The organism is Nesterenkonia halophila, assembly GCF_009467795.1.
GTDB lineage: Bacteria > Actinomycetota > Actinomycetes > Actinomycetales > Micrococcaceae > Nesterenkonia > Nesterenkonia halobia.
On the sequence record NZ_WIAX01000012.1, the window covers coordinates 196,457 to 223,181 of the forward strand.

Below are 26,725 nucleotides of genomic sequence, written 5' to 3' on the forward strand. Positions count from 1 at the left end.
GTCCCCTCCGGAGCGGACGGCACGACGGGTGCCGCCTCCCGGACCCGCGCGACCGTCCGCGGCGGGCACGGGCGACCCGTCCCATGCTAGACGAGGCGGTCGGCTCTGCGATGCAGGAGCGTCGAGGCGCGGAGTCGACGTGAGCGAGGCCATGGTCGGCGTCACCATCGTCCGGAGCGCGGCCGGGGCTGGCAGCGCGGACACCAGTGCGAGGACCGCCCCATGAAGGGCGTGCGGCGCAGCGGCGTCGCGCAGCGGCGGCAGGGTTCTCCCGTGCGGCCGTAGGCGTCGAGCCCGCGGGAGAAGTAGCCGGATTCCCCGTTGACGTTGACATAGAGCGCGTCGAAGCTGGTGCCTCCGGCCTCCAGCGCGGCCTCCATGACCTCGCGGACCGCGCCCAGCACCCGCGCCGCCTCGGCGCGGGTGACGGTCTCGGTGCGTCGGGCGAAGTGCAGCCGGGCCCGCCAGAGCGCCTCGTCGGCGTAGATGTTGCCGATGCCCGAGCGCAGCGTCTGGTCCAGCAGGGCCCGTTTCAGCCCGCTGCGCCGGCGACGCAGCGCGCGGAAGAACGGTTCGACGGCGGCGCCGGCCGGCTCCAGCGGATCTGGGCCGATGTGGGCGATGCTCGCCGGCACTGTGCCGGACGGGTGGTCGGCGGGCACGAGCGGGCGGATCTGCAGACCGCCGAAGATGCGCTGGTCGACGAAGCGCAGCTGCCGGCCGGATCCGGTCGCCGGCTCGCCGTCGCCGGCCGCGGCGTCCCCCGGCACGTCCCCCAGGTCCACGACGACCTTCAGATGCTTCTCCGCCGGGGCGTCGTCGGGCTGGACCAGCACCTGGCCGCTCATGCCCAGGTGGATCACCAGCGCCTCGTCGCGCGCGGATCCGTCCGGCCTCGTCGTCGGGGACCCGGCCGCGGACAGCGGGATCCAGAGGTATTTGCCGCGGCGGCGCGCGGCGTCGAGCGTCCGGCCGGCGACTCGGGCGGCGAAGTCCTCGACGCCGTCGTCGTGCCGGCGCAGACTGCGCACGTCGTGGACGACGGGCCGGGCGGCGCGGCGACCGACGGCCCAGCGTTCGACGCCGCGGCGGACGACTTCGACCTCGGGGAGCTCGGGCATCAGGCCCCGCGTCAGCGGCCGAGCACGGCGTCGAAGGCGCCGCGGTCGGCCTCGCCGGCGGTCAGCGTCGCCGCGGTGAGTCGGGCGGCCTCGCGCTCGGCCTCCTTCTTGGACTTGCCTGTGCCGGAGGAGTAGGCGACGCCGCCGATGGTCAGCGTGGCGGTGAACGTCTTGTCGTGGTCGGGCCCGGAGTCCTCCATCACGTAGCGGATGTCGCCGAGCTCCCGGTCGGCGGCGATCTCCTGGATGGTCGTCTTCCAGTCCTTGCCCGCGCTCATCGCCTGGTCGTCGTCCAGCAGCGGAAGCACCAGACGCAGCACCAGCCGGCGGCCCGTCTCGAAGGAGGTCGAGAGATAAGCCGCGCCGATCAGCGCCTCCATCGTGTCGGCGAGGATCGAGTCCTTGTCCTGTCCGCCGGTGCGCAGCTCGCCGGTGCCCAGGCTGATGTGCGGACCGACGCCGTGGTCGCGGGCGACGCGCGCCAGCGCCCGGGTGCTGACCAGCGCCGAGCGCAGCTTGGCCAGGTCTCCCTCGGAGAGCTCGGGATAGCTGCGGAACAGGTGGTCGGTCACCGCGTAGCCGAGCACGGAGTCGCCCAGGAACTCCAGGCGCTCGTTGGTGGGGATGCCGTCGTTCTCATAGGAGTACGACCGATGCGTCAGGGCAAGACGAAGAGTCTCGGGGTCGATGTGCACCCCGAGACTCTCCACCAATGCCTCATGGTCCCCCGGCGTCGTCGCGCCGGCGGATGCCGATGATGTCACGTCACGCGCTCCCAACAGGTCAGGAGATCACGCGTCGGCGACCTTGCGCCCCTTGTACTCGTAGAACAGCGGGGAGCCGGCCGAGTCGGTGACCAGCTTGGCCTGGTGCGGCTGGCTGTAGACGACACGACCGTTCTCCACCGACTTCACCAGCGAGGGCGCCTGGGCCTTCCACTGCGAACGGCGGCTACGGGTGTTGGAACGGGACTTCTTCCGCTTCGGAACAGCCACGGTGTCTCTCTTCTTTCGTCGTTGTCGGACAGGTCAGCAGGGACGCGCCGCGTCCCCGGCTCTGGAGTCTTCAGCTGCGCTCCCCGGAGGCGTCCTCCGGGTCGTTCAGCCCGTCGGCGAGGTCCGCCAGGGCGGCCCAGCGGGGGTCGATCTGCTCGTGAGCATGCTCCGGATCGTCCTCCATGCGGAAGCCGCACTGGGAGCACAGGCCGGGGCAGTCCTCGCGACAGACCGGCTGGAACGGCAGCGTCGAGACCATCAGGTCCCGCAGCACCGGTTCCAGGTCGATGGTGAGGTCCTCGCCGATGAGACGCTCATCCTCGTCCTCGGCCTCGCCGTCGACCTCCCGTCCCGGGTGGGTGAACAGCTGCATGAGGTCCACCGTCGCGGAGTAGCCGATCGCGTCGAGGCACCGGCTGCACTGACCGGTGACCTCCGCCGAGGCGGTGCCGGTCAACAGCACGCCCTCGTGCACCGACTCCAGGCGCAGGTCCAGGTGCAGCGCTCCGCCTTCGCGGAAGCCGACGAGGACCGCCGAGAAGTCGGCGGGGGTCGCCACCGTCCTGTCCAGATGCTCCTGCGTGCCGGGCTTGCCCCCGAGCTCGCGGACATCGACGGACAGTCCGGCGTCCTGCTCTGCGCTCACGGGGCACTCTCCCTGGGTGGACGGCGATCCGGGCATACGTCATGACCGACGTTCCATGCTAGACCATGGTCGCACACCGGAGCGAATCCCCGCGTTCCGGCGCGTCACGACGCCTCCGGACGCGCCCGGACGCAGCCGAGCGTGGTCCGCGCAGCGCTCAGAGGTCGGCGGCGAAGTCCTTCAGCCAGCTGCGCAGGTCAGTGCCCAGATCCTCGCGATCGACGGCGAGGGTCACCACCGCCTTGATGTAGCTGAGCTTGTCTCCGGTGTCGTAGCGGCGCCCGCGGAAGACCACCGCGTGCACGCCGCCGCCCTGCTCTGCCGGCTTGGCGGCCATCTCCTGCAGCGCATCGGTCAGCTGGATCTCGTCGCCGCGACCGGGCGGCGTCTGCTCGAGCTGCTCGAAGATCGCCGGGTGCAGCACGTAGCGGCCGATGACCGCGAGATTCGACGGGGCCTCGTCGGCCGCCGGCTTCTCCACCAGCCCGGAGACCGGCACGACGCCGTCGCCGGCCGCGTCGCCGCCGGACTCGGCGGGAGTGACCACGCCGTAGGCGCTGATGTCCTCGCGGGGGACCACCATGACCGCGATGACCGACCCGCCCAGACGCTCCTGGGTCTCCAGCATGGTGGTCAGCAGCTCGTCGCGGGCGTCGATGAGGTCGTCGCCGAGCAGCACGGCGAAGGGCTCGTTGCCGACGTGGCGTTTGGCGCAGAGCACCGCGTGGCCGAGGCCCTTGGCCTCGCCCTGGCGGATGTAGTGCAGATCGCCCAGGCCGGTCGCCCGGCGCACCAGGTCCAGCTTCTTCTGATCTCCCTTGGCCTCCAGGACGGCCTCGAGGTCCGGCACCCGGTCGAAGTGGTTCTCCAGGGCGCGCTTGCTCCGGCCGGTGACCATCAGGATGTCGTCGAGCCCGGCCTGGGAGGCCTCGTCGACGACGTACTGGATGGCCGGCTCGTCGACGACCGGAAGCATCTCCTTCGGCATCGCCTTGGTCGCCGGGAGGAAGCGAGTCCCCAGTCCGGCGGCGGGGATGACGGCCTTGCGGATCTGGCTCATGGGACGCATCGACCTCTCTCGGTTGGGCTGCTCCGACCCGCAGCTCCCGGGGCGGGGACGCAGACGGGCCGCAGGACGGGATCCGGTGCCTGCGAATCTAGCACGGAGTCAGGAACCGCCGTCGGCTCCACGCCGCTCGGCCAGCCGCCGCTCGACGGCCCACGGGACGAACTCGGCGACGTCGCCGCCGAGGGCGTGGACCTCCTTGATCAGCGTCGAGGAGAGGTGCGTGTAACGGCCGTCGGCGGCCAGGTAGATGGTCTCCAGACCGGTCAGATGACGATTCATCGTCGCCATCGGCGTCTCGTAGGCGAGGTCCTTCGCATCGCGGATGCCCTTGACCACGGCGTTGGCCCCGTGCTGCCGGCAGAACTCGGCGAGCAGACCCTCGCCCAGCGGCTCGACGACGACGCCGCGGACCGCGGAGAAGGTCTCGCGGGCCATCTCCATGCGCTCCTCGACCCCGAACATCGGGGACTTGTGCATGTTCGGCGAGACGGCGACGATCACCTCGTCGAAGAGATTCGCCGCTCGGGCCACGATCTCCGCGTGGCCGTTGTGCATGGGGTCGAAGGATCCGGGACACACTGCAGACTGCATGGACAGGACACTAGTCGACGCGGCCGACGACGGCCACGCCGCCGGACGTCGCCGGCCCGGACGACCGCGTCCGCCCCGCCCTCTGCGCCGCCGGGGCCGCCGTGTCTACGATGGGGAGCATGCTGTCGCACGCCGATGATCCCGTCGCACCCCGTTCCGCCGACCGCCCGACCGAGGGCGGAGTCGACGGCGCGCCCGACCTCTCCCCCGCCGAGACGCCCGCCGAGCGCGCCGCCCGCCGCCCGCTGGATCACCGCCCGCTCTGGGCTCGGGCCGCCGTCGGCGCGAACACCTATGACGGCGCGACCGGCACCGTGACCCCGACGATCTACGAGCGCACCACGGCCGCGGCGATGCGCCATGAGGCGGTCAACCTCGGACAGGGCTTCCCGGACCGGGAGGGGCCGGACTGGCTGCTCGACCTGGCCGCCCGCGCCGTCGCCGATCCGCAGGTCGGCCCGCCCAACCAGTACGCGCCGGGTCCGGGACTGCCGGCCCTGCGGCAGGCCGTCGCCGCCGACGTCGATCGCCGCGCCGGCGTCGCCCTGGATCCGGAGCAGCAGGTGCTGATCACCACCGGGGCCACTGAGGCGATCACCGCCGCGATCCTGGCCTTCGCCCGCCCCGGCGGCGAGGTGCTGACCTTCGAGCCGCACTATGACTCCTACGGCGCCTGCGCGGCGCTGGCCGGCGCCGAGCTGGTGGGCGTGCCGCTGCGCGGCCCGGACTTCCGGCCCGACGTCGACGCGCTGGAGGCCGCAGTCACCGAGCGGACGACGATGATCCTGCTCAACACTCCGCACAATCCGACCGGCACCGTCTTCAGCGCCGAGGAGATGCGGCGGATCGTCGATCTGGCCGTCCGCCACGACCTGCGCATCATGTGCGACGAGGTCTACGAGCGGCTGGTCTTCGACGACGCCGCGCATCCGCACCGCACGGTCCTCTCGATCCCCGGCGCCGAGCAGGTCGCCGTCGCCGTGGGCTCGGCGGGCAAGTCCTTCTCGGTGACGGGCTGGAAGGTCGGCTGGATCACCGGCTCGGCGACGCTGGTCAACCAGGTCCGCGGGGTCAAGCAGTTCCTGAGCTTCTCCTCCGGCCCGGCCTACCAGCACGCCGTCGCCGAAGGGCTGGCGGACGACCGCGGCTTCTTCGCCGAGAACGTCGCCGAGCTGACCGCAGGCCGCGATCTGCTGCACCGCGGGCTGACCTCGGCCGGCCTGCGCGCCCACCACACCGAGGCGGGCTACTTCGTCGTCGCCGACATCTCACCGCTCACCGATCTCTCCGGCGAGGCCTTCTGCCGGCTGCTCGCCGAGGAGGTCGGCGTCGCGGCGATCCCGGTCTCGACGCTGACCATCCGGCACGCCGCCTCCGCCGAGGACGAGCTGCAGAAGCTGGTGCGCTTCGCCTTCTGCAAACGCCACGAGACGATCATCGAGGGCATGCGCCGCCTGGCCGAGCGGCTGCCCGCCGCGCTGGAGCGGTCCTGATGGCCCGGCTGCCGGCGAGCATGCGGCTGAGCGCCTCCGGAACGGTCACCGAGCTGCGCTGCGACGAGCTCACCGACGCCGGCGTGGTGCTGAGCATCGACGGGGCCGAGCAGTCCCACGTCGAGGTCGCGGACCCGGGCTTCCTGCTGCACGACTACACCGTCCGAAAATCCGCCGTGCTGCGCACCGCCGCGCGCGACCTGGTGCGCGCCGACGCCCGCGGACAGGTCCTGCACCTCGGGGCCGGCGCGCTGACGCTGCCGCGCTGGCTGGGGCATCACGCCCCGGGCCTGGAGCAGACGGTGGTCGACGTCGAGCCCGAGCTGGTCGACTTCGTGCTCACCCACCTGCCGATGGAGCCGGCGCCGCGCAGCGTCGTCGCCGATGCCGCGACAGTGTTCGCCGACGACGGCGCGCTGGCCGGCGAGCGCTTCGACCTGGTGCTGGTGGACCTCTTCAACTCCTCCGAGGCCCCGGAGGCGCTGACCTCGACGGCCTTCCACCGCACCACGCTGGGCGCGACGGCCGAGGGCGGGCTGCTGCTGATGAATCTGGGCGACGAGCCGCCGATGGACTTCGCCGCCGAACAGGTCCGCCGCGTCGCTGAGGCGCTGGGCCCGCTCGGCGCGGCCGCCGACGGGCTGTGGGACCGGCTGCTGCTGACCGCCCCGGCCGACGTCGTCGCCGGCGAGGCCGAGGGCAATCTGGTGCTGGCCGTCTCCCCGCAGGCGCCGTTCGCCGAGGCCACCGTCAATGCCGTCTGGGCCTCCGGGCCGCATCCCGGCGAGACGCTGACCGGAGCCGCGCTGCGCGACTGGGCCGGCTAGCAGCGCGAGCGCGGCACGGCAGCCGATCCGGCGCCCCGCGCCGCCGCACGCCGCTCGACGGCCCGGCACACGACGGAGGGGTCCGCGGCGCTGAGCAGCCAGCGGCGCCGGTCGGTGACCACATGGACGGTGGGGCCGCCGACGAGCAGTCCGGTCGTCCCGCCGGGGAGGAACCGGCATCCGAGGCCCTCGACGAGTCCGGTCGCCGGCCCCTCCTCAGCGCGGCGGATCTGCGACCAGGCGGCGGTCATCCGGAAGACGCCCAGGCAGCGGGCGTGCAGGCCGGCTGCATCGGCGGTGATCGTCGTCCGGAGGCGCAGCATCATCCCGGCCAGGACCAGCATCAGCGCGGCGGTCGCGGCGCCGAACACCACGCCCGCGCCGACGAGCAGGGTGGTCCCCAGCGAGAAGGCGCCGGCGCCGAGGAGCAGCCCCGCCAGCGGCAGGGCGACGCCCCGCGGGGCCCGCGCGATGGACAGGACCGTCGGTGTGTCTCCCCCGTTCATGGGGTCAGCCTAATGCCCGTACCGACTGGGTTCCACCCCCTGACGACAGGACCTTGAGACGGGACGACCACCGTCCCGCGACGGCTCACTCCGGCTCGAGGAACCAGATGTGCGTCGAGCCGTAGGCCCGGTCGGCGAAGCGCTCCAGCCCCTCCGGCCAGGCCGGCTCGCCGCCGCGCTCGTCCCGCTCGACGACGATCGTCGCCGCCGGATGCAGCTGCGGCAGCGCTGCGGCGAGGATCTCGGCCAGCTGCGCGTCGGTCCAGTCGTAGGGCGGGTCGAGGAAGAGCAGCTCGATGGGCTCGGCCTCGCGCAGTCCGCGCTGCTGCAGATGACGCAGCGCCGCCGTGCGGTGGACGGTGACCCCGCCGTCGGCGATCGCGGCGTTGCGCCGCAGCGTCGCCGCCGCCGGCTCGGCGACGTCGACCAGCTCGACGGCGCGCGCGCCGCGGCTGCGCGCCTCCAGCCCCAGCGCTCCGGAGCCGGCGAAGAGGTCCACCACGACGGCGTCGACCAGCGCGTCGTAGCCCTCGAGGCGGCTGAAGAGCGACTCCTTGACCCGGTCGCTGGTGGGACGCGTCGCGTCGGTGGGCACCGACGTCAGACGGCGGCCCTTGTGCGTGCCGGCGATGATGCGTGCCATGGAGAGCTCCTGTCTCGGGTCGGGGCGGATGCGGGGGGGGGGAGGCGGCGGGAGCGGCGGCCGGCTCGCGGGGGGGGCGGGGGCGCTCGGGCCTCAGCCGCGCTCGATATACGCGTCGGCGCCGTCGTGGGCGGCCATCCAGGCGTCGACGGAGGCGCGCAGCCCCGGATGGGCCCGCCAGTCCGGATCGGCGGCGGTGATCCGGCGCAGCTGCTCGGCGGCGGAGGTGATGAGCTCCTCGTCGCGGACGATGCGCAGCAGCTTCAGCGTCGAGCGGCGCCCGGCCTGCGAGGCGCCGAGGACGTCGCCCTCGCGGCGACGCTGCAGGTCCAGCCGGGCCAGGGTCATCCCGTCGGAGTGCTCGGCGACCTCGTCGAGCCGCCGCCCCGAAGGGTGGTCGTCGGGCAGCCGGGTGACCAGCAGACAGAGCCCCGGGGCCGCGCCGCGGCCGACGCGGCCGCGCAGCTGATGCAGCGTGGAGATGCCGAAGGCGTCGGCGTCGAGGATCGTCATCACAGTGGCGTTGGGCACGTCCACGCCGACTTCGATGACGGTGGTGGAGAGCAGCACGTCGACCTCGCCGCGTTCGAAGGCGGTCATCGCCTCCTCCTTCTCCTCGCCGCTCATCCGCCCGTGCAGCACGGCGCGGCGCAGCGGGCCGATCAGCGGATGCTCGGCGAGCGTCTGCTCCAGCAGCTCCACCGAGGCGTCCTGCTCGATCTCCACACCGGACTCCGGATCCTCGCGCTGGTCGGACTCGGTGATCTTCGGACACACCACATACGCCTGATGCCCGGCCGCGACCTCCTCGGCGAGGCGCTCCCACACCCGGCCGATCACCCGGGGGCCGCGCCGCATCCTCGCCACATGCGTCTCCACCGGACGTCGCCCGGCGGGCAGGCCCTCCAGCACGGTGAGCTCGAGGTCGCCGAAGGTGGTCATCGCCACCGACCGCGGGATCGGCGTCGCAGACATCACCAGCATGTGCGGCGTGGCCGCCTCCCGGGTCCTCAGCGCGTCGCGCTGCTCGACGCCGAAGCGGTGCTGCTCGTCGACCACCACCAGCCCCAGGTCGGCGAAGCTCACCGTCTCGGAGAGCAGCGCATGGGTGCCGACGACGATCCCGGCGGCGCCGGAGGCGATGTCCAGCAGGGCCTGCTTCCGCCGCGCGGTGCTCATCGAGCCGGTCAGCAGCGTCACCTGCGCCTCGGTCCCGGCCGCCGGGCGCTGCCAGGCCGAGAGCAGGTCGGAGCCGGCCAGCGGGCCCAGCATCGCCCGCAGGGAGCGTTCGTGCTGGGCGGCCAGCACCTCGGTCGGCGCGATGAGCGCGGCCTGGCCGCCGGCGTCGACGACCTGCAGCATCGCCCGCAGCGCGACCAGCGTCTTGCCGGATCCGACCTCGCCCTGCAGCAGCCGGTTCATCGGCTGCTTCCCGGCGAGGTCGCCGGCGAGGAGCTCGCCGCAGCTGCGCTGGCCCTCCGTCAGGGCGAAGGGCAGCTGTGCGTCGAAGGCGGCGAGCAGCCCGTCGGCAGGCCGCGGACGCGGGATGCCGACGCCGGTGCCCACCCGCGCCCGACGCCGGGCGAGCAGCGCATGCAGGAAGAACGCCTCCTGGAAGCGCAGCCTGGCCAGCCCGCGCTCGGGGTCCTCCATGGTCTCCGGCCGATGGATGAGCCGCAGCGCCGTGACCAGGTCGCACAGCCCTTCGGCGGCGGCGACCTCGGCGGGCACCGGATCGGGCCACGCGTCGACGGCGGCGAGGTCGAGCACCAGCCGCACGCAGCGCAGGATCTCCCAGCTGGAGATCCGCGCCGTGGCCGGGTAGATCGGCAGCGGCGCGCGTCCGGCGGCGAGGATCAGCGCCGCCGCGCCGTCGTCGTCCTCCTCGGGCGCGCCGCCGTCGGCGAGCTCGAGCACGGAGTACTCGGGGTTGTTCAGCGTCAGCCGGCCGCCGTAGCTGCCGACCTTGCCGTGGAACATCGCCTTGGCCCCGCGCCGCAGCTCGCGGAAGGCGCGGAAGCCCTGGAAGAAGGCCATCTGCAGCCGGCCGCCCTCGTCGTCCTCGACGACGACCTCCACCAGGACTCCGCGGCGGCGCTGCATGGAGCGCTTGGAGACGCTGACGACGCGCGCGATGAAGCTGGCGTGCTCGTCCTCGCGCAGCTCCGTCAGCGAGGAGAGCCGCCCGTACTCCACCCAGCGGCGCGGATGGTGCTCGAGCAGTTCGCCGGCGGTGCTCAGCCCCAGCTCGCGGCGCAGCGTCTCGGCCGCGGCGGCGCCCAGCAGCGTCTCCAGCGGCGCATGCGGGCCGGACTGCTCGGACTGCTCGGACGGCCCGGACGGTCCGGTCGCGCCGGCGGCGGTCGAGGAGTCAGTGCTCGCCTCCATCTTCGGTGCTCACCCCCTCGGTCCCGGTGCTCAATGCGGTCACGTCCAGCGTCTCCACGGAGCCGGCGGCGCGCAGCGCCTCCTCGACCTCGCGGGCGTCGGCGGTGTGCACGTGGATGCGCCACCGGTGCGTGCCCGAGGCGTCGGGCTCGACGTCGATGGGCGTGATGATGACCGCTTCGCCGAGCTCGTCCAGCCGGTGGCGCAGCGAGGCCGCCCCCAGCGGGTCCAGCCGGGAGGTGCACATGATCTCCACGCCGGCGGCCGAGGTCGCGGTCGGCTCCGCGGCCGTCGCCGGCCCGTCCGTCCTCGGCCGCCGGCCGTCCATGCCGAGCAGACCGTCGATGATCTCGTCCCGCACGGCGGTGCCGGTGACGGCGGCGCGCAGCGCCTCGACCACCAGCAGCAGTCCGGCCGCGCCGGCGTCGACGACCCGCTCGCGGCGCAGCGCCTCGAGCTGCTCGACGGTGGACTCCACCGCCGTGCGGGCGACGTCGACGAGCGCGTCGGCGGCGCCCTGCACGGCGGCGCGGCTGTCCGGCTCCTCGGCCTCGGCCGCGAGCCGGCGGGCCCGTGCGGCCAGCGCGTCCACCACGGACAGCATCGTGCCGGACACCGGTTCGGAGAGCGCGGACCAGGCCCGCAGCCCGCCGCGCTCCAGCGCATCGGCCAGACCGGCCGCGCTGAGCCGCGGGACGGTGTGCAGCGGCTCGGCGAAGCCGGAGATCAGCACGGCCAGCAGCGTGCCGGAGTTGCCGTGCGCCTCGGACATCGCCCGGGCGCCAGCGGCGGCGAGCAGCGCGCCCAGGTCCTCCCGGTCCTGCTGCTCGGCGGCCTCCTCCTCGACGGCCCGACGGCAGGCGCGCATCGTCGCCAGCATGTTCGTGCCGGTGTCGGAGTCCGGGATCGGGAACACGTTGAGCCCGTCCAGCCGTTCGCGCGCGGCCTCCAGCGACTCCTCGGAGAGGAGGAGCCAGCGATGCATGGCGGCGGGTCCTCGGACCTTCCCCTTCACAGCTCCCCCTTCCGGTCAGGTGCGCGGCGTGCGTGATCGGCGGTGCTCAGAGGTCGTTCTCCTCGACGTACTCCTCGAGCGTGTCGTCGGCCAGCGCCTCGGAGATCTCCGTCATCGCCTGCTCGTCCTGCCGCCAGATCCACTGCCCGTCGGCGGAGCGATCGTCGGGTCCGGTCGGCAGGGTGAACATCGTGATGTCGTCGGCCGCGCCGCGGATCTCCCAGCCGAGCGAGGCGACCGTCGAGGCGTCGAGGGACTCGTCGACGGTGAGGTACGGGGTGAAGGTCTCGACCATGTCGCGCACGCGGCCGGGGTTGGCGAGGTTGCCGGCCTGCAGCGATTCGTCGACCACCGCCTGGATGAACGACTGCTGATTGCGCGCCCGCTGCAGGTCCCCGTCGGAGAAGGTCTTGCGCTCGCGGACGAAGGCCAGCGCCTCCTCGGCGTCCATGTGCTGGGTGCCGGGGTGGAAGGTATGTCCGCCCGTGGTGGTGAACGTCTCGGGATGCGTGGACTCGACGTCGACGCCGCCGAGGGACTCGACCAGGCCGATGAAGCCCTGCATGTCCACTGAGGCGACATGGTCGACGCGCACGTCGAAGAGACCCTCGATGGTCTGGACGGTCAGCGAGACGCCGCCGAGCGCCATCGGGGCGTTGATCTTGGCCTCGCCGTGGTCGCCGGGCACGTCGACCCACAGGTCGCGCGGGATCGACATCACCTGCACGCCGCTGCGGTCCGAGGGCACATGGACCAGCATCATCGTGTCCGAGCGGCTGCCCGGGAACTGTCCGGTGCTCTGCGCGAGGTCGGTGCCGGCGCGGTCGTCGGAGCCGAGCAGCAGGATGGTGATCGACTCGTCGTCGGCCTCCTTCTCCGGCCGGTCCGACTCCTCGGGGAAGGATCCGCCGGTCCCGGCGTCCCCGCCCTCCTCCTGCGCCTGCTGCTCGAAGGTCTGGACGTTCTCCTCATAGCTGCTGCTCAGCGAGTCCAGGTAGTACCAGGTCGTCGCGAGACCGCCCACCACCAGCACCAGCAGGCTGACCAGCACCACCGCGGTGATCCGACGGCGGCGCCTGCCGCGCGGCGCGGCAGGGGTCACAGGGGCCTCGGACATGGATCCTCCTCGGAGACGGCGGCCCCGGGGAGGGTCCGCGGGGTCGCACGGTGCGACGCCGGAGCTTGCGGACGCGATCGTCCGGGCGATGCTGATCAGCGGCGTCGACGGGTCGACAGACTGCACCCAGGATAGGACACGCGCGCAGTCTCGGCGGAAACCGGCCCGTCTCCTCGTCCCGACGCGGAGCAGGGAACGTCCGATATCCTGGCCGCATGCTCTCCGCGCCCTCCGAGCCGTCGACCCCGCGCTCCGCGTCCCGCCCGTCCGCCCGGCGGAGTCACCTCGATGCTCCCGGAGGATCCCGCGGGGTCCGGAGCGGCCGCGCCGCGGGCCGGGTCCGCGGACGACTGACCGCCCTCGCCGCGCTCGGCGCGGCGGGCCTGGCGCTGACCGCCTGCGGGAGCATCGCCGACGTCGAGGCCGCGCCGCATGCCGCCGACCCGGACTGCGCCCCGGTCATGATCGCCCTGCCGGACAGCATCGGCGAGGCCGATCAGCGGGAGACCAACGCCCAGGCCACCGCCGCCTTCGGCGACCCGAGTCAGGCGGTGGTCCGGTGCGGCGTGGAGCCGCCGGGGCCGAGCAGCGAGCACTGCGTCAGCGCCGACGGCGTCGACTGGCTGGCCGTCGAGGAGGACGGCGCCACCTGGCGGCTGATCAGCTATGGGCGCGAACCCGCCGTGGAGGTGCTCATCGACACCGAGGAGATCTCCTCCTCCTCGGTGATGCTGGCGATGGCCCGTCCGACGAAGCGCATCGAGGCCGACGACCGCTGCCCGTCGGTGGAGCAGTCGCTCGAGGACGTCGAAGGCTCGGGCGGCGCCGCCGACTGACCACCTCCGTCGGCGGCCCCGTCCGCCGACGGACATCCCCGGCCCTCAGCGCAGCCCGGGTTTCAGCTCAGTCCGACTGTCAGCGCAGCCCGACGGGCCGCTGCCGGGCCAGGGTGATCAGCTCGGTGATCAGCTCGCGGTAGTCCAGCCCGGTGGCCCGCCACATCTGCGGGTACATGCTGATCGGCGTGAATCCGGGCATCGTGTTGATCTCGTTGACGGTCACCGAGCCGTCCTCGGCGCAGAAGAAGTCCACCCGGGACAGGCCCTCGCCGTCCACGGCCTCGAAGGCGACGACCGCCTGGCGGCGCACTTCGGCGGAGACCTCCTCGGGCAGGTCGGCCGGGCAGCTCAGGTCCGCGGCCGCGGCGTCGGTGTACTTGGCGGTGAAGTCGTAGAACTGGTGGGACTCGCCGCCGTCGTGGACGACGATCTCCCCCGGCAGCGACGCCCGCGGAGCGGCGCCGTCGCGGCCGTCGAGCACTCCGCACTCGATCTCCCGCCCGTCGATGCCCTCCTCGACGATGACCTTCGGGTCGTGCTTCTGCGCGCCGGCGATCGCCGGATCCAGCTGCTCCCAGTCCTCGACCCGGGTGATGCCCATCGAGGAGCCGGCCCGGGCCGGCTTGACGAAGACCGGCAGACGCAGCCCGCGGAGGCGTTCCCGGGCCGCGTCGGGGTCGGCGGCCCACTGCCGGGCGGTGACGGTCTCGTAGGGGCCGACCCGCAGGCCGGCCGCGGTGAAGGCCACCTTCATGAAGTGCTTGTCCATGCCCACCGCCGAGGCCAGCACCCCGGCGCCGACGTAGGGCACCCCGACCGTCTCCAGCAGCCCCTGCAGCATGCCGTCCTCGCCGAAGGGACCGTGCAGCAGCGGCAGGACCACGTCCACCGTCCCGAGGGACTCGGCGGAGCCGTCGGCGCCGATCTCGAGCAGCTCGGCGCCGCGCTCGGCGGAACCCGACGGACCGGAATGCAGCTGCACGGTGGCGTCGGTCGGCACGACCCGCGGCAGGTCCTCGCCCGGCACGAACGCGTGGGTCCGCGGGTCGATCACCGGACGGGTCCACTGGCCGGCGGCGGTCACCCCCACCGGCACGACGTCGAACTGCTCGCCGTCGACGGCGTCGAGCACGCCGGCGGCAGTCACGCAGCTCACGGCATGCTCGGAGGACTGGCCGCCGTAGAGCACCAGCACGCGCGGGCGCCGGACCTCGGGGCCGACAGCGCCGACGGCGCCGGAGGCGGCGGCCGGGTCGGGGAGGGAGTGGTGGGACGGAGCGTCGGACACGTCGGTCACTTTCCTTCGGCTTTGAGGTCGCGTGCCAGCAGCAGCGGGGCGATGCGGTCGACGCTCAGCGTGCCGTCGAGCACGGCGACGACCGCCTCGGAGATGGGCATCTCCACCCCGTGGCGGCGGGCCAGATCCACCACGGCGGATCCGGACTTCATGCCCTCGGCGGTCTGGGTGAGCTCGGCGACCACCTCGTCGGCGGTCAGCCCGTCGCCGAGCAGCCGCCCGGCGGTGCGATTGCGCGAGAGCGGCGAGGCGCAGGTGGCCACCAGATCACCGAGGCCGGCGAGCCCGGAGAACGTCTCCAGCGTCCCGCCGAGGGCGTGGGCGAGCCGCGTGGTCTCGGCGAGGCCGCGGGTGATGACCGAGGCCTTGGAGTTGTCCCCCAGCCCCTGCCCGTCGCAGATGCCGACCGCCAGGGCGATGACGTTCTTCACGATGCCGGCCAGCTCCACGCCGACGACGTCGGAGTTCGTGTACGGCCGGAAGTAGCCGGTGTTGCTCAGCCCGGCGATGCGCTCGGCGACGGCGTGGTCGGCGCAGGCCACCACCGAGGCCGTCGGCTCCTCGCGGGCGATCTCCATGGCCAGATTCGGCCCGGAGATCACCGCGATCCGCTCGGCCGGCAGCGCCAGCTGCTCGGCGATGACCTCCGACATGCGCAGGTCGGTGCCGCGCTCCAGGCCCTTGATCAGCGAGACCACGACGGTCTCGGCGCCCAGCCGGCCGCGGACCTCCTCCAGCTGCGTGCGCAGCGACTGGGCCGGCAGCGCCAGCACGACGACGTCGGCGCCGGCGACGGCCTCGCCGACGTCGGCGGTGGCGGTGATCGCCTCCGGCAGCCCGATCTCGCCGAGGTACGTGGTGTTCGTGTGCTGCTCGGCGATCTCGGCCGCGACCTCGGGGCGACGGGCCCAGAGCACGATCTCGGGCTCTTCGCCGCGGCCGGCGGCGGCGTCGGCGAGGACCTTGGCGAAGGTGCTCCCCCAGCTGCCGGCCCCGAGCACTGCGATCCGGTGCGCGCCGGCGCCGGAGGAGGTCCGGGCGGCGTCGACGGGTGCCGTCATGAGTTCTGCTCTCCGCTCTGCCGGGTGTCGTTCTCCGTGGGCGTCCCGAGGTCGGATCGGGCTCCGTCCTGCTCTCGCACCTCGTGCTGCTCCTGCGCCGCGTCCGGTCCGGGGCCCGCGGAGGCGGCCCCTCCCCCGGGCTGCCGCAGGTGCTGGTCGCGCGGGACGCGGCAGCGCAGCGCCCGGTCCCAGATGAGCTCCGGGGCGGGCTCGCCGCGCAGCTCGGCTACGCCGTCGCTGAGCGCCTGTTCGATGCGCATCGTGGCCTCGGCCAGGCTTCGGCGGGTCACCCGTCCGTCACGCAGGTCCTGCAGCTCGACCGGGTGCCCCACGGAGAGCCGGTACCGGGCGCGCGGCAGCACGTGCGGCACCTTGCCGTAGGGGGCCAGGAAGTCCTGCACGCCCCAGTGGGCGATCGGCACCACCGGCGCGCCGGTGGTCAGCGCCAGCCGGGCCGCGCCGGTCCGCGCCCGCATCGGCCAAAGCTCCGGATCGCGGGTCAGCGTCCCCTCCGGGTAGATGATGATCGCCCCGCCCTCGTCGATCACCTCGCGGGCGACCTCCAGGGACTTCTGCGCCTCGCGCCGGTCACGGATCACCGGGATCTGCTTCAGCCCGCGCAGCGCCGCGCCGACGACGGGCAGCCGGAACAGCGAGTCCTTGGCCAGGAAATGCGGCGTGCTGCCGCCGGAGTAGACCGCATGGGCCACCGCCAGCGGGTCCACTTCGGTGACATGGTTGGCCACCACGATGAACCCGCCCTCGGGCAGGCGGTCCATGTGCTCCCAACGCTTGCCCATCAGCAGGTTCAGCGCCGGACGCACGACGGCGGCCGCGGCGCGGAAGCCCGGCGGGATGGGCCGGGCGCACGTCGCGGCGGGCCCGGCGGAGGAGGTGTCGTCAGCTGCGGTCACGTCGCCAGCCTACCGACTCAGCGCTCGGTGAGCTCGACGTCCGCGCCCAGGGCGTGGAGCTTGTCCATGAAATGCTCGTAGCCGCGGTCGATGATCTCGATGCCGGTCACCCGGGAGGTCCCCGAGGCCGCCAGCGCGGCGATCAGGTGGGAGAAGCCGCCACGGAGGTCCGGCACGTCGATGTCGGCGCCCTGCAGCTCCGCAGGGCCGGAGATCACCGCCGAGTGCAGGAAGTTCCGCTGGCCGAAGCGGCAGGGGTTCGACCCCAGGCACTCCCGGTGCAGCTGGATCGAGGCCCCCATGCGGCGCAGCGGCTCGGTGAAGCCGAAGCGGTTCTCGTAGACGGTCTCGTGGACGATGGAGACTCCGTGGGCCTGGGTCAGCGCGACGACCATCGGCTGCTGCCAGTCGGTCATGAAGCCGGGGTGCACGTCGGTCTCCAGCACCAGCGGCTCCAGCTGGCCGCCGGCGTGCCAGAAGCGGATGCCGCCGTCGTCGACCTCGAACTCGCCGCCGATCTTGCGGTAGGTGTTCAGGAACGCCGAGAGATCCCGCTGAGCCGCCCCCTGGACATAGATGTCGCCGCGGGTGACCAGCGCCGCAGAGGCCCAGGAGGCCGACTCGATGCGGTCCGGGATCGCCCGGTGCTTATAGCCGCCGAGCCGCTCGACGCCCTCGATGCGGATCGTGCGGTCGGTGTTGACGGTGATGATCGCGCCCATCTGCTGCAGGATGGCGATCAGATCGTGGATCTCGGGCTCGACCGCGGCGTTCTTCAGCTCGGTGATGCCGTCGGCCAGCACGGCGGTCAGCAGCACCTGCTCCGTGGTGCCCACCGACGGGTAGGGCAGCTCGAGCTTCGCGCCTTTGAGCCCCTTCGGGGCGGTGATGTGGATGCCGGTGGCCTGCTTGTCCACCACGGCGCCGAAGGTGCGCAGCACCTCCAGGTGGTAGTCGATCGGCCGGTCCCCGATCCGGCAGCCGCCGAGGTCGGGGATGAAGGCCTCGCCGTTGCGGTGCATGAGCGGACCGCAGAACAGGATCGGGATGCGCGAGTCGCCGGCGTGGGCGTCGATCTCCGAATGCTCGGCGGTGCGCATCTGGCTCGGATCGAGCGTCAGGTCGCCGGTGTCGACGTCGGCCTCGACCTTAACCCCGTGGATCGTCAGCAGGTTGGTGACGATCTCGACGTCCTTGATCTCCGGGACGTTGCGCAGCTGCGACGGCGAGCTGCCCAGCAGCGAGGCGACCATCGCCTTGGGGACGAGGTTCTTCGCCCCGCGGACCCGGACGCTGCCCTGGAGGGGCTTTCCACCCTGGATGGTGAGCAGTTTGGTCATGGTGACTCGACGGTCCCTTCGTGGTGCGCAGGTTTACAGCCCTGCCACTGTACCCAACGCGGCGCCGCCGCCCGCGCACCTCGCAGTGCGTCCCGGCAACGATTCGATGACAGCACGAGCTCAGGTGCGGGCCGGCAGCGTGGTGGGCTTGAACGCCGCGCGGGACGCCTCATAGTCGACGATGTCCTGCTCGGCGGTCAGCGTGAGAGAAATGTCATCGTGCCCCTCCATCAGCCGCCACCGGGTGTAGTCGTCGATGGCGAAGGGAGCTTCGACAGCGCCGCAGCGGACCATGCGGCTCTCCAGATCGACCTCGACCTCGGCGCCGGGGACGGTCTCCAGCTCCTTCCAGAGCCGCTCGACCTCGGCCTGCTCGACCTCGGCGGTGAGCAGACCCTGTTTCCCGGAGTTGCCGCGGAAGATGTCGGCGAAGCGCGAGGCGACGACCACGCGGAAGCCGTAGTCCTTCAGCGCCCAGACGGCGTGCTCGCGGGAGGAGCCGGTGCCGAAGTCGGGCCCGGCCACCAGCACCGAGCCGGCCGAGTAGGCCGGCTGGTTCAGCACGAACTCCGGGTCCCGGCGCCAGGCGGAGAACAGCGCGTCCTCGAAGCCGGTGCGGGTGATCCGTTTCAGGTAGACGGCGGGGATGATCTGGTCGGTGTCGACGTTGGAGGCGCGCAGCGGCACGCCCACTCCGGTGTGGCGGATGATCGGTTCCATGGCGGGATCTCCTGTATGTCCTGGTACGTGGCGTCGGGCTCTGCGACGGAGCGGGTCAGGCCGGGTGCGCGGCCAGCACGTCGGAGGGGGCGGAGAGCGTGCCGCGGATCGCCGTGGCGGCCGCGACCACCGGCGAGACCAGGTGGGTGCGTCCCCCCTTGCCCTGCCGGCCCTCGAAGTTCCGGTTCGACGTCGAGGCGCAGCGCTCGCCCTCGGCGAGCTGGTCGGGGTTCATCCCCAGGCACATCGAGCAGCCGGCGAAGCGCCACTCCGCGCCGAAGTCCTTGAACACCTGGTCCAGGCCCTCGGCCTCGGCCTGCAGGCGGACCTTCTGCGAGCCCGGCACCACGATCATCCGCACCTCCGGATCCTTCTCCCGGCCGCGGATCAGCCCCGCGGCCGCGCGCAGGTCCTCCATCCGGGAGTTGGTGCAGGAGCCGAGGAAGACCGTGTCCACCCGGATGTCGCGCATCGGGGTGCCCGGCTCGAGGTCCATGTAGCGCAGCGCCCGCTCCGCGGAGTCGCGATCGCCCGGATCGGCGAAGTCCTGCGGCCACGGCACCGACTCGCCCAGGCCGACGCCCTGCCCGGGGTTGGTCCCCCAGGTGACATGCGGCTCGAGCGCGTCGGCGTCGATGACGACCTCGGTGTCGAACTCCGCGCCCTCGTCGGTGCGCAGCGAGCGCCAGTACTCCACCGCGGCGTCCCAGTCCGCACCCTGCGGCGCGTGCGGACGGTCCTTCACGTAGTCGAAGGTCGTCTCGTCCGGGGCGATCATGCCGGCGCGGGCGCCGGCCTCGATGGACATGTTGCAGATGGTCATCCGCGCGTCCATCGAGAGCTGCTCGATCGCGCTGCCGCGGTACTCCAGCACATAGCCCTGCCCCCCGCCGGTGCCGATCTTCGCGATGACCGCCAGGATGATGTCCTTGGAGCTCACTCCGGGCTTCAGCGTGCCCTCGACGGTGATCGCCATCGTCTTGAACGGGTTCAGCGGCAGCGTCTGGGTCGCCAGCACATGCTCGACCTCGGAGGTGCCGATGCCCAGGGCCAGAGCCCCGAAGGCGCCGTGGGTGGAGGTGTGCGAGTCGCCGCAGACCACTGTCATGCCCGGCTGGGTCAGTCCCAGCTGCGGGCCGACGACGTGGACGATGCCCTGGTCGTCGTCGCCCAGCGAGTGCAGCCGCACGCCGAATTCCTCGGCATTGTCGCGCAGCGTGTCGACCTGCTTGCGTGAGACGGGGTCGGCGATCGGCTTGTCGATCTCCAACGTGGGCGTGTTGTGGTCCTCGGTGGCGATGGTCAGGTCCGGACGCCGCACCGGCCGCCCGGCCAGGCGCAGCCCTTCGAACGCCTGCGGAGAGGTGACCTCGTGGACCAGGTGCAGGTCGATGTAGAGCAGGTCCGGCGAGCGCTGCCCGTCCTTCTCGACGCCGGGCGCGACGACGTGGTCGCGCCAGACCTTCTCGGCGAGGGTGAGCGGCCTGCTCATGGGAGCCTCCGTGGGGGTCGTCCTGCTGCGGTCCATATACCACTACAGAAGCACCTCCGCCAGTCGGACCTCCATACCGTGACGTCAGGTCTCACTATCTGAGACCTCGGCCGCGAGGCGTCGTATCATGGAGCCATGTCCAGTCCTCGCGCCCCGAAGAACCAGCGGCCGGAGCTCCCGGCCCGGGACGTCGCCCCCGACGCCGAGCCCCCGACCGGCGTCGCGTCCCCGCTGTCCGTCGACCCGGAGCCGCCGCGGCCGCTGCACTCCCCCTCCGGCATCGGCGTCGTCGACAAATCGGTGATGATCCTCGACGCGCTGGAGGCCGGCCCGGCCTCGCTCGCCCAGCTGGTGGAGTCCACCGGCCTGGCCCGGCCGACCGTCCATCGACTGGCCAGCGCGCTCATCCACCACCGCTTCCTCTCCCGCGACGTGCGGGGCCGCTACGTCATCGGCTCGCGGATGGCCGAGCTGGCCTCCGCCGCCGGCGACGACCGGCTGATCTCGGCGGCCGGGCCCATCCTGCTGCGGCTGCGCGACGCCACCGGGGAGAGCTCGCAGCTGTATCGCCGCCAGGGCGACGCCCGCATCTGTGTGGCCTCGGCCGAGCGGCCCATCGGTCTGCGCGACTCCATCCCGGTGGGCACCCAGCTGTCCATGAAGGCCGGGTCCGCCGCCCAGGTGCTGCTGGCCTGGGAGGACCATGAGCGGCTCGTCGAGGGGCTGCAGGGCGCCCGCTTCACCCCGACGGTGCTGGCGGGGGTCCGCCGGCGCGGCTGGGGCGAGTCGCTGGGCGAGCGCGAACCCGGCGTGGCCTCGGTCTCGGCCCCCGTGCGCGGCCCCTCCGGCCGGGTGATCGCGGCCGTGTCCATCTCCGGACCCATCGAGCGGCTGACCCGCCAGCCGGGCCGTCAGCACGCCGAGGTGGTCGTCCAGGCCGCCCATCAGCTCACCGAGCTGGTGCGGCGCAATCCGGAGGCCGCCGAACATGGTCTGGGCGAGGATGCCGGACGCGCCTGACGCGCCGGTCGCCTGTCGAGTCTCGCCGCGGTCCGGGTGCGTCCTATGATGGGGCGCGTGATCAAGAACATCAGTGTCATCGGAACCGGTTACCTGGGCGCCACGCATGCCGCATGCATGGCCGAGCTCGGCTTCGACGTCCTCGGCGTCGACGTCGACCCGGAGAAGATCGAGGCCCTCTCCCGCGGCGACCTGCCCTTCCACGAGCCCGGGCTGCCCGAGCTGATCCGCAAGCATGTGGACTCCGGACGGCTGCGCTTCACCACCGACATGGAAGGCGCCGGCTCCTGGGCCGACGTGCATTTCATCGCCGTCGGCACTCCGCAGGTCGCCGGCGGCACCGCCGCGGACCTGACCGCCGTCGACGCCGCGACCGCCGCGCTGGCCCGCTCGATCACCAAGGACGCCCTGGTGGTCGGCAAGTCGACGGTGCCGGTGGGCACCGCGCGCCGGCTGCAGCGGCTGGTGGCCGAGGAGTCCTCGGACGACGTCGAGGTCTCGCTGGCCTGGAACCCGGAGTTCCTCCGCGAGGGCTTCGCCGTCCAGGACACGCTGCGCCCGGATCGCCTGGTGATCGGCACCGACGCCGCGGACGACGAGCAGGTGCTGCGCGAGGTCTACGCAGATGCCCTGACCCAGGAGACTCCGTGGATCAGCACTGACTTCGAGACCGCCGAGCTGGTCAAAGTCGCCGCCAACGCCTTCCTGGCGACGAAGATCTCCTTCATCAACGCCTTCTCCGAGGTCACCGAGGCCGTCGGCGGCGACATCCGGACGCTGGCCGATGCGATCGGCCACGACACCCGCATCGGGCGGAAGTTCCTCAATGCCGGCGTCGGATTCGGCGGCGGCTGCCTGCCCAAGGACATCCGCGCGCTGCAGACCCGGGTCTCGGAGCTGGGCCTGGACCACTCGATGACCTTCCTCAACGAGGTCGACCAGATCAACCTGCGCCGGCGCGAGCGGGCGGTGACCCTCGCCGAGCAGATGCTCGGCGGCCTGCCCGGCACGCGGATCGCCGTGCTGGGCGTGACCTTCAAGCCGCTCTCCGACGACGTGCGCGACTCCCCCGGGCTGGACGTGGCCAACCGGCTCTACACCGCCGGCGCCGACGTCCTCGTCTATGACCCGGAGGGCAACGAGAACGCCGCGAAGCGCTTCCCGCGGCTGGGCTACGTGGACTCGCTGCGCGAGGCCGCCGCGGACGCCGATCTGGTGGTGCTGACCACCGAGTGGAACGAGTTCAAGGCGCTGACCCCCGACGACCTCGACGAGGTCGTGGCCGTCCGGCGGCTGCTCGACGCGCGCAACGTGCTCTCCGCCGACCAGTGGCAGGCCGCCGGCTGGCAGTTCGCCCAGCTCGGCCGCTACTACGACGGCGCCCCCGAGTGAGGCGCCCCCGCATGGGGCGCCCCGCACGATGATCCGCCGATGAGTCTGCGCTGACCGTCGGCGTCAGCCGCTCAGCGAGTCCCATCCCGACGACCCCTCGGAGCCCCCGGCGTCCACGCCGGGGGCTCCGTCGTGCGCACGCACGGTGCCGAGCCGGCGGAATCCCTCGGGCAGCTCGGCGGCGGCGCCGAACGTCGCCAGCAGGGCGTAGTCCTCGCCTCCGGAGAGCACCCAGGCCCGCGGATCCGGGCGGGCCCCCGGCGAGCGGCGGCGCAGCGTCTCCGCGACGCGACGCAGGGACTCGACCTCCTCCTCGAGCGCGGCCTGGTCGAACTCGAGGGCGACGTCGGAGGCCGCCGCGAGACGCCGCGCATCGCGCAGCAGCCCGTCGGAGACGTCCAGCCCCGCCGTGGCGCCGGCACGCACCGCCGCGGCCCCCGAGGTCAGGTCCGGGCTCGGGGCGGTCTGGGCCGCCGCACAGGCGGCCAGCAGGCCCTCCTGCGGGCTCTGCCCCCGCATCGGCCGGGCGTCGGGGGCGACGACCCCGCCCTCGATCAGCGCCAGACCCGCCGCCGCACGACCCAGCGGCCCGCTGATCGCCAGGACGTCGCCGGGACGCGCACCGTCGCGGCGCAGCGGCCGGGCGGCGGCCGACGGCTCCGGACGCCAGGGCTCGCCGACGGCGGTGATGGTCACCGCCAGCCCGGGCCCGGAGCCCAGGTCTCCGCCGGCGACGACGCAGCGACCCGCGCCCGGGGCGCGGCAGGCCGCCGTCAGCCCGTCGGCGAGGGCGGTCACCGCCGCCAGCGGCAGGTCGGCCGGCAGCGTGCAGCTGACCAGCAGGGCCAGCGGCTCGGCCCCCATGGCGTTGAGGTCGGAGAGGTTCTGCGCGGCGGCCTTCTGCCCGACGGCGCGGCCCGCCGCGACGGAGTCGGACCACCAGGACAGCCGGAAGTCCTGACCCTCGGCCATGGTGTCGGTGCTCAGCACCGCCTCCGCGGAGGCCAGGCGCAGCACTGCGGCGTCGTCTCCGGGGGGCAGGGCCAGGCCGGCGGCACGTGGCTCCTCGGCGTTGTGCGCGTCGATCACCGCTCGCACGGCGGCCAGGACGCGGTCCTCGCCGACATCGCCCACGGTGATGCCGGCGGGCTCCTCCGTCCCGGCGTGGGGCTCGGCGCCGCGTCCGACGTCGGGCTCGGGACGGGTGCGGATCTCTCGCGGTTCTGCCATGCGTGCCATCCTGCCACGTCGGTTCTGAGGGTCGGTCCTGCCGGGCCGCGGCGGCACGCCTCGCGGAGACGCCCGGGCGTCGTCGCAGGCCGACATGACGAAGGCCCCCGATCCGCGCGGGATCGGGGGCCTTCAGCGGTGACCCCAGCGGGATTCGAACCCGCGTTACCGGCGTGAGAGGCCGGCGTACTAGGCCGCTATACGATGGGGCCGTATGTGATTGTCGCCCTCGTCAGAAGGCTTTTCCATCCTAGCAGAACCCTCAGAGAGAATCCTGTTCGAAGCACGTGCCGTCGGTCACCGGACGGCCGGCGCCCGACGATCCGAACGCCTGCTCATAGCGGCGGCCCTCGCACTGTGATCAGCACGAGGGCCGCCTGAGCGGTGACCCCAGCGGGATTCGAACCCGCGTTACCGGCGTGAGAGGCCGGCGTACTAGGCCGCTATACGATGGGGCCCTCTCCATATGTCGGGCCCCCGTCTCCGAGGGCCCTCGATCCCCGAGGGGATCTCGCTGGGCTACTAGGACTCGAACCTAGAACGACGGTACCAGAAACCGCTGTGTTGCCGATTACACCATAGCCCATCGGCCGCTGCTCCTCGCCCGGTCATCCGCTCGTCTCCGACCGGTGTTCCGAACGCCTCGCAACGGACAACTACTCTACACGACCCTCTGCTCGATGTACAAAATCGAGCGCGGCCCTCAGCGACTTGACCTTCGTCACACCCTCGATCTCGGCATGCCGGCCGGCCCGGTCGACCAGCACCGGGAGCATCCCGGCGTCGCGCGCGCCGATGCCGTCGGCGGCCGGATCGTCGCCGATATAGGCGCACTGCTCCGGGGCGAGGCCGAGCCGGCGGGCGCCCTCGTGGAAGATGGCCGGATCAGGCTTGACCACGCCGACGGCGTCGATGCCGACGACGTCGGCGATCCGCTCCAGGCCCGCCGTGCGCAGCTTCTCGGTCTGGTAGGCGGCGACGTTGTTGGTCACCGCGCCGACGGCGAATCCGGCCGCCTCCAGGGCGTCGAGGCTGGGATGCACATCGTCGAAGGGGCCCCAGCGGCGCCGCATCGCCTGCTCATAGGGCTCGCCCCAGAGCTCGGCCAGGGCCTCTGCCGGCGCGCCGCGGTCCGGGAGCGGGACCCCGAGCGCGGCGCAGGCATCGCGCATCCGGGCCACCCGCTGCTCGACGAAGGACAGCTCCCCGGCCAGATAGGCGTGGTACCGCCGCCGAGCGTCCTGCGCGAAGAGCTCGGCGGCGCGCCGTCGAGCCTCGAGATCGAGCGCGGCCGGGAGCTGGGCGGCCAGCTCGACGACGGTCGCACGCATGGCCGTTCCCAGGTCGACCAGCGTGTCGTCGACGTCGAAGAGCACCCCCGCGACCGTCCGCGGCGCCCGGCCGGAGCCGGACGAGCCGCCGACGGGCTCCGCGGCGTCCGGCTCCTCGGCCGCGGCCATCAGCCCTCCTGCCGGGCGACCAGCTCGCGACGGAAGCGAGCCAGACGGGCCAGCGAGGAGGCCCGGCCGAGCAGCTCCATCGACTCGAAGAGCGGCGGGGAGACCTTGCGCCCGGAGACGGCCGAGCGCACCGCGCCGAAGGCCTTGCGCGGCTTGAACCCCAGCCCGTCCACCAGGGCATCGCGCAGTGCGGCCTCGATGCGCTCAGTGGTCCACGCGGCGTCGTCGAGCTCCTCCAGAGCGGCGACGGCGGCGTCGACGGTGGCCGGCGCCTCCTCGCCGAGTCCGCTGAAGGCCTTGGCCTCGATCTCCAGCTGTTCGTCGTCGACGAACAGGAAGGCCATCATGTCCGCCCCCTCGGCGAGCAGCGCGATGCGCTCCTGCACCAGCGGGGCGGCGCCGTCGAGGATCCTCGCCTGGCGTGCCGTGAGCTCCTCGCCGACCAGCTCCTGGGCCCGCAGATGCGGCACCAGCCGGTCGCGGAAGTCCTGCGGGTCCAGCCGGCGGATGTGGGTGCCGTTGATCGCCTCGGCCTTCTTGGTGTCGAAGCGCGCCGGATTGCCCAGCACGTCGGCGACGTCGAAGTGCTCGACGAGCTGGTCGACGGTGAAGACGTCCTCGTCGGAGGAGAGCGACCAGCCCAGCAGCGCCAGGTAGTTCAGCAGGCCCTCACGGATGAAGCCCCGGTCACGATGGTGGAAGACGTTCGACTCCGGGTCGCGCTTGGAGAGCTTCTTGTTCCCCTCCCCCATCACGTAGGGCAGATGTGCGAAGGCCGGCATGTGGTCGGCGACGCCGATCGCGTGCAGTGCCCGGTAGAGGGCGATCTGCCGCGGCGTCGAGGAGAGCAGGTCCTCGCCGCGCAGCACGTGGGTGATGCCCATCAGGGCGTCGTCCAGCGGGTTGACCAGGGTGTAGAGCGGCCTGCCGTCGGCGCGGGCGACGACGAAGTCCGGCGTGGAGCCGGCGGCGAAGGTGATCTCGCCGCGCACCAGGTCGGTGAAGGTGAGGTCCTCGTCGGGCATCCGCAGCCGCAGCACCGGCTGCCGGCCCTCGGCGCGGAAGGCCGCCTTCTCCTCCTCGGTCAGGTGCCGGTCGTGGTTGTCATAGCCCAGCTTCGGGTCCCGGCCGGCCGCGCGGTGGCGCTCCTCGACCTCCTCCGGCGTGGAGAACGCCTCGTAGACGTGGCCGGAGGCCGTCAGCCGCTCGAGCATGTCGGCGTAGATCTCGCCGCGCTCGGACTGGCGGTACGGACCGTGCTCGCCGCCGACTTCGACACCCTCGTCCCAGTCCAGGCCCAGCCAGCGCAGCGCCTCGAGGAGCTGCTCGTAGGACTCCTCGGAGTCGCGGGCGGCGTCGGTGTCCTCGATGCGGAACACCAGCGAACCGCCGGTGTGGCGGGCGTAGGCCCAGTTGAACAGCGCGGTGCGGATCAGCCCGACGTGCGGCGATCCCGTCGGCGACGGGCAGAAGCGCACGCGCACGGGGGCGGACGGGTCGACGGCGGGGATCGCGGGGCCGGAGGCGGCGGGGGTGCTCATAGCGGTGT

At 72.8% G+C, this 26,725-nt stretch carries 25 protein-coding genes and 3 tRNA genes; 5 read left to right on the top strand and 23 right to left on the bottom strand.

What is annotated here, in order from left to right:
• Nucleotides 1-161: 161 nt before the first annotated feature.
• The 6 genes from mutM to coaD form a co-directional block, all read right to left on the bottom strand.
• Nucleotides 162-1,121: a bifunctional DNA-formamidopyrimidine glycosylase/DNA-(apurinic or apyrimidinic site) lyase gene (gene mutM, locus GCL72_RS06445; protein ID WP_153143880.1), complete on the bottom strand. Its 960-nt coding sequence runs from the start codon at nucleotides 1,119-1,121 to the stop codon at nucleotides 162-164.
• 11 nt (nucleotides 1,122-1,132) lie between these two features.
• A complete protein-coding gene (gene rnc, locus GCL72_RS06450) occupies nucleotides 1,133-1,816 on the bottom strand; it encodes a ribonuclease III (RefSeq protein ID WP_246161067.1) in 684 nt (227 codons plus the stop codon).
• A 96-nt stretch (nucleotides 1,817-1,912) separates the two neighbouring features.
• Complete coding sequence (gene rpmF / locus GCL72_RS06455) at nucleotides 1,913-2,116, bottom strand: 50S ribosomal protein L32 (protein ID WP_010524281.1); 204 nt, start codon at nucleotides 2,114-2,116, stop codon at nucleotides 1,913-1,915.
• Between the two features lie 70 nt (nucleotides 2,117-2,186).
• The gene (locus GCL72_RS06460) at nucleotides 2,187-2,762 is read right to left on the bottom strand and encodes a YceD family protein (protein ID WP_246161050.1); all 576 of its coding nucleotides are present in this window, start codon (nucleotides 2,760-2,762) and stop codon (nucleotides 2,187-2,189) included.
• 157 nt (nucleotides 2,763-2,919) lie between these two features.
• Nucleotides 2,920-3,822, bottom strand: a complete 903-nt coding sequence (gene galU, locus GCL72_RS06465) for a UTP--glucose-1-phosphate uridylyltransferase GalU (RefSeq protein WP_153143882.1) — start codon at nucleotides 3,820-3,822, stop codon at nucleotides 2,920-2,922.
• 108 nt (nucleotides 3,823-3,930) lie between these two features.
• Nucleotides 3,931-4,422, bottom strand: a complete 492-nt coding sequence (gene coaD, locus GCL72_RS06470) for a pantetheine-phosphate adenylyltransferase (RefSeq protein ID WP_153143883.1) — start codon at nucleotides 4,420-4,422, stop codon at nucleotides 3,931-3,933.
• Nucleotides 4,423-4,541: 119 nt separating this feature from the next.
• Here coaD and GCL72_RS06475 point away from each other — a divergent pair, with 119 nt between their 5' ends.
• Nucleotides 4,542-5,915 (top strand): aminotransferase class I/II-fold pyridoxal phosphate-dependent enzyme, encoded by a 1,374-nt coding sequence (locus GCL72_RS06475; RefSeq protein WP_153143884.1) that lies wholly within the window; start codon nucleotides 4,542-4,544, stop codon nucleotides 5,913-5,915.
• The gene (locus GCL72_RS06480) at nucleotides 5,915-6,742 is read left to right on the top strand and encodes a spermidine synthase (protein ID WP_153143885.1); all 828 of its coding nucleotides are present in this window, start codon (nucleotides 5,915-5,917) and stop codon (nucleotides 6,740-6,742) included. The genes GCL72_RS06475 and GCL72_RS06480 overlap by 1 nt, the downstream gene beginning before the upstream one ends.
• On the opposite strand, the gene GCL72_RS06485 is transcribed toward GCL72_RS06480, so the two are convergent.
• The 5 genes from GCL72_RS06485 to GCL72_RS06505 form a co-directional block, all read right to left on the bottom strand.
• Nucleotides 6,739-7,248: a hypothetical protein gene (locus GCL72_RS06485; protein ID WP_153143886.1), complete on the bottom strand. Its 510-nt coding sequence runs from the start codon at nucleotides 7,246-7,248 to the stop codon at nucleotides 6,739-6,741. The genes GCL72_RS06480 and GCL72_RS06485 overlap by 4 nt on opposite strands.
• Nucleotides 7,249-7,333: 85 nt before the next feature.
• Entirely contained in the window at nucleotides 7,334-7,891 is a 558-nt protein-coding gene (gene rsmD / locus GCL72_RS06490) for a 16S rRNA (guanine(966)-N(2))-methyltransferase RsmD (protein ID WP_153143887.1), read from the bottom strand.
• Between the two features lie 93 nt (nucleotides 7,892-7,984).
• On the bottom strand, nucleotides 7,985-10,279 hold the full coding sequence (locus GCL72_RS06495; RefSeq protein ID WP_246161051.1) for an ATP-dependent DNA helicase RecG: 2,295 nt from the start codon (nucleotides 10,277-10,279) through the stop codon (nucleotides 7,985-7,987).
• Entirely contained in the window at nucleotides 10,263-11,264 is a 1,002-nt protein-coding gene (locus GCL72_RS06500) for a DAK2 domain-containing protein (protein WP_153143888.1), read from the bottom strand. The genes GCL72_RS06495 and GCL72_RS06500 overlap by 17 nt, the downstream gene beginning before the upstream one ends.
• Nucleotides 11,265-11,340: 76 nt before the next feature.
• The gene (locus GCL72_RS06505) at nucleotides 11,341-12,411 is read right to left on the bottom strand and encodes an LCP family protein (RefSeq protein ID WP_153143889.1); all 1,071 of its coding nucleotides are present in this window, start codon (nucleotides 12,409-12,411) and stop codon (nucleotides 11,341-11,343) included.
• A gap of 215 nt (nucleotides 12,412-12,626) precedes the next feature.
• Here GCL72_RS06505 and GCL72_RS06510 point away from each other — a divergent pair, with 215 nt between their 5' ends.
• Nucleotides 12,627-13,247 carry a DUF3515 family protein gene (locus GCL72_RS06510; protein ID WP_153143890.1) on the top strand — a complete coding sequence of 207 codons (621 nt, stop codon included), beginning with the start codon at nucleotides 12,627-12,629 and terminating at the stop codon, nucleotides 13,245-13,247.
• A 79-nt stretch (nucleotides 13,248-13,326) separates the two neighbouring features.
• On the opposite strand, the gene GCL72_RS06515 is transcribed toward GCL72_RS06510, so the two are convergent.
• The 6 genes from GCL72_RS06515 to leuC all read right to left on the bottom strand — a co-directional run bounded on the left by GCL72_RS06515 (nucleotide 13,327) and on the right by leuC (nucleotide 20,074).
• Nucleotides 13,327-14,445 (bottom strand): D-alanine--D-alanine ligase family protein, encoded by a 1,119-nt coding sequence (locus tag GCL72_RS06515; protein WP_153143977.1) that lies wholly within the window; start codon nucleotides 14,443-14,445, stop codon nucleotides 13,327-13,329.
• 98 nt (nucleotides 14,446-14,543) lie between these two features.
• Nucleotides 14,544-15,608, bottom strand: a complete 1,065-nt coding sequence (locus tag GCL72_RS06520) for an NAD(P)H-dependent glycerol-3-phosphate dehydrogenase (RefSeq protein WP_153143891.1) — start codon at nucleotides 15,606-15,608, stop codon at nucleotides 14,544-14,546.
• Nucleotides 15,605-16,522 carry a lysophospholipid acyltransferase family protein gene (locus GCL72_RS06525; protein WP_153143892.1) on the bottom strand — a complete coding sequence of 306 codons (918 nt, stop codon included), beginning with the start codon at nucleotides 16,520-16,522 and terminating at the stop codon, nucleotides 15,605-15,607. The genes GCL72_RS06520 and GCL72_RS06525 overlap by 4 nt, the downstream gene beginning before the upstream one ends.
• Nucleotides 16,523-16,539: 17 nt before the next feature.
• Nucleotides 16,540-17,862, bottom strand: coding sequence for a UDP-N-acetylglucosamine 1-carboxyvinyltransferase (murA, locus tag GCL72_RS06530; RefSeq protein ID WP_153143893.1), 1,323 nt, complete (start codon nucleotides 17,860-17,862; stop codon nucleotides 16,540-16,542).
• Nucleotides 17,863-17,982: 120 nt separating this feature from the next.
• The gene (gene leuD / locus GCL72_RS06535; protein ID WP_153143894.1) at nucleotides 17,983-18,582 is read right to left on the bottom strand and encodes a 3-isopropylmalate dehydratase small subunit; all 600 of its coding nucleotides are present in this window, start codon (nucleotides 18,580-18,582) and stop codon (nucleotides 17,983-17,985) included.
• A 55-nt stretch (nucleotides 18,583-18,637) separates the two neighbouring features.
• Nucleotides 18,638-20,074 (bottom strand): 3-isopropylmalate dehydratase large subunit, encoded by a 1,437-nt coding sequence (leuC, locus tag GCL72_RS06540; protein WP_153143895.1) that lies wholly within the window; start codon nucleotides 20,072-20,074, stop codon nucleotides 18,638-18,640.
• Between the two features lie 135 nt (nucleotides 20,075-20,209).
• On the opposite strand from leuC, the gene GCL72_RS06545 reads away from it, so the two are divergent.
• Together GCL72_RS06545 and GCL72_RS06550 are read left to right on the top strand one after the other, a co-directional pair.
• Nucleotides 20,210-21,094, top strand: coding sequence for an IclR family transcriptional regulator (locus GCL72_RS06545; protein WP_425486762.1), 885 nt, complete (start codon nucleotides 20,210-20,212; stop codon nucleotides 21,092-21,094).
• Nucleotides 21,095-21,142: 48 nt separating this feature from the next.
• Nucleotides 21,143-22,486 (top strand): UDP-glucose dehydrogenase family protein, encoded by a 1,344-nt coding sequence (locus GCL72_RS06550; RefSeq protein WP_246161068.1) that lies wholly within the window; start codon nucleotides 21,143-21,145, stop codon nucleotides 22,484-22,486.
• A gap of 63 nt (nucleotides 22,487-22,549) precedes the next feature.
• On the opposite strand, the gene thiL is transcribed toward GCL72_RS06550, so the two are convergent.
• From thiL to gltX, 6 genes are all read right to left on the bottom strand, one after another.
• Nucleotides 22,550-23,716: a thiamine-phosphate kinase gene (gene thiL, locus GCL72_RS06555; RefSeq protein ID WP_153143897.1), complete on the bottom strand. Its 1,167-nt coding sequence runs from the start codon at nucleotides 23,714-23,716 to the stop codon at nucleotides 22,550-22,552.
• A 139-nt stretch (nucleotides 23,717-23,855) separates the two neighbouring features.
• Nucleotides 23,856-23,928 (bottom strand) — tRNA-Glu (locus GCL72_RS06560).
• A gap of 173 nt (nucleotides 23,929-24,101) precedes the next feature.
• Nucleotides 24,102-24,174: transfer RNA gene (locus GCL72_RS06565), tRNA-Glu, on the bottom strand.
• A 56-nt stretch (nucleotides 24,175-24,230) separates the two neighbouring features.
• A tRNA-Gln gene (locus GCL72_RS06570) sits at nucleotides 24,231-24,302 on the bottom strand.
• A 70-nt stretch (nucleotides 24,303-24,372) separates the two neighbouring features.
• Entirely contained in the window at nucleotides 24,373-25,176 is an 804-nt protein-coding gene (locus tag GCL72_RS06575; protein ID WP_153143898.1) for an HAD family hydrolase, read from the bottom strand.
• Nucleotides 25,176-26,717: a glutamate--tRNA ligase gene (gltX, locus tag GCL72_RS06580; RefSeq protein WP_153143899.1), complete on the bottom strand. Its 1,542-nt coding sequence runs from the start codon at nucleotides 26,715-26,717 to the stop codon at nucleotides 25,176-25,178. The genes GCL72_RS06575 and gltX overlap by 1 nt, the downstream gene beginning before the upstream one ends.
• Between the last annotated feature and the right edge of the window lie 8 nt (nucleotides 26,718-26,725).

What these genes read in the sequence shown, in the direction of transcription:
- GCL72_RS06520 (WP_153143891.1), bottom strand. Translation starts at nt 15,608, where the DNA reads ATGACGGCACCCGTCGACGCCGCCCGGACCTCCTCCGGCGCCGGCGCG.
- mutM (WP_153143880.1), bottom strand. Translation starts at nt 1,121, where the DNA reads ATGCCCGAGCTCCCCGAGGTCGAAGTCGTCCGCCGCGGCGTCGAACGC.
- GCL72_RS06505 (WP_153143889.1), bottom strand. Translation starts at nt 12,411, where the DNA reads ATGTCCGAGGCCCCTGTGACCCCTGCCGCGCCGCGCGGCAGGCGCCGC.
- rsmD (WP_153143887.1), bottom strand. Translation starts at nt 7,891, where the DNA reads ATGGCACGCATCATCGCCGGCACGCACAAGGGCCGCCGTCTGACGTCG.
- GCL72_RS06500 (WP_153143888.1), bottom strand. Translation starts at nt 11,264, where the DNA reads ATGCATCGCTGGCTCCTCCTCTCCGAGGAGTCGCTGGAGGCCGCGCGC.
- GCL72_RS06550 (WP_246161068.1), top strand. Translation starts at nt 21,143, where the DNA reads ATGGGGCGCGTGATCAAGAACATCAGTGTCATCGGAACCGGTTACCTG.
- leuD (WP_153143894.1), bottom strand. Translation starts at nt 18,582, where the DNA reads ATGGAACCGATCATCCGCCACACCGGAGTGGGCGTGCCGCTGCGCGCC.
- GCL72_RS06485 (WP_153143886.1), bottom strand. Translation starts at nt 7,248, where the DNA reads ATGAACGGGGGAGACACACCGACGGTCCTGTCCATCGCGCGGGCCCCG.
- GCL72_RS06475 (WP_153143884.1), top strand. Translation starts at nt 4,542, where the DNA reads ATGCTGTCGCACGCCGATGATCCCGTCGCACCCCGTTCCGCCGACCGC.
- GCL72_RS06545 (WP_425486762.1), top strand. Translation starts at nt 20,210, where the DNA reads ATGTCCAGTCCTCGCGCCCCGAAGAACCAGCGGCCGGAGCTCCCGGCC.
- galU (WP_153143882.1), bottom strand. Translation starts at nt 3,822, where the DNA reads ATGAGCCAGATCCGCAAGGCCGTCATCCCCGCCGCCGGACTGGGGACT.
- thiL (WP_153143897.1), bottom strand. Translation starts at nt 23,716, where the DNA reads ATGGCAGAACCGCGAGAGATCCGCACCCGTCCCGAGCCCGACGTCGGA.
- gltX (WP_153143899.1), bottom strand. Translation starts at nt 26,717, where the DNA reads ATGAGCACCCCCGCCGCCTCCGGCCCCGCGATCCCCGCCGTCGACCCG.
- GCL72_RS06510 (WP_153143890.1), top strand. Translation starts at nt 12,627, where the DNA reads ATGCTCTCCGCGCCCTCCGAGCCGTCGACCCCGCGCTCCGCGTCCCGC.
- coaD (WP_153143883.1), bottom strand. Translation starts at nt 4,422, where the DNA reads ATGCAGTCTGCAGTGTGTCCCGGATCCTTCGACCCCATGCACAACGGC.
- GCL72_RS06575 (WP_153143898.1), bottom strand. Translation starts at nt 25,176, where the DNA reads ATGGCCGCGGCCGAGGAGCCGGACGCCGCGGAGCCCGTCGGCGGCTCG.
- murA (WP_153143893.1), bottom strand. Translation starts at nt 17,862, where the DNA reads ATGACCAAACTGCTCACCATCCAGGGTGGAAAGCCCCTCCAGGGCAGC.
- GCL72_RS06495 (WP_246161051.1), bottom strand. Translation starts at nt 10,279, where the DNA reads ATGGAGGCGAGCACTGACTCCTCGACCGCCGCCGGCGCGACCGGACCG.
- GCL72_RS06480 (WP_153143885.1), top strand. Translation starts at nt 5,915, where the DNA reads ATGGCCCGGCTGCCGGCGAGCATGCGGCTGAGCGCCTCCGGAACGGTC.
- leuC (WP_153143895.1), bottom strand. Translation starts at nt 20,074, where the DNA reads ATGAGCAGGCCGCTCACCCTCGCCGAGAAGGTCTGGCGCGACCACGTC.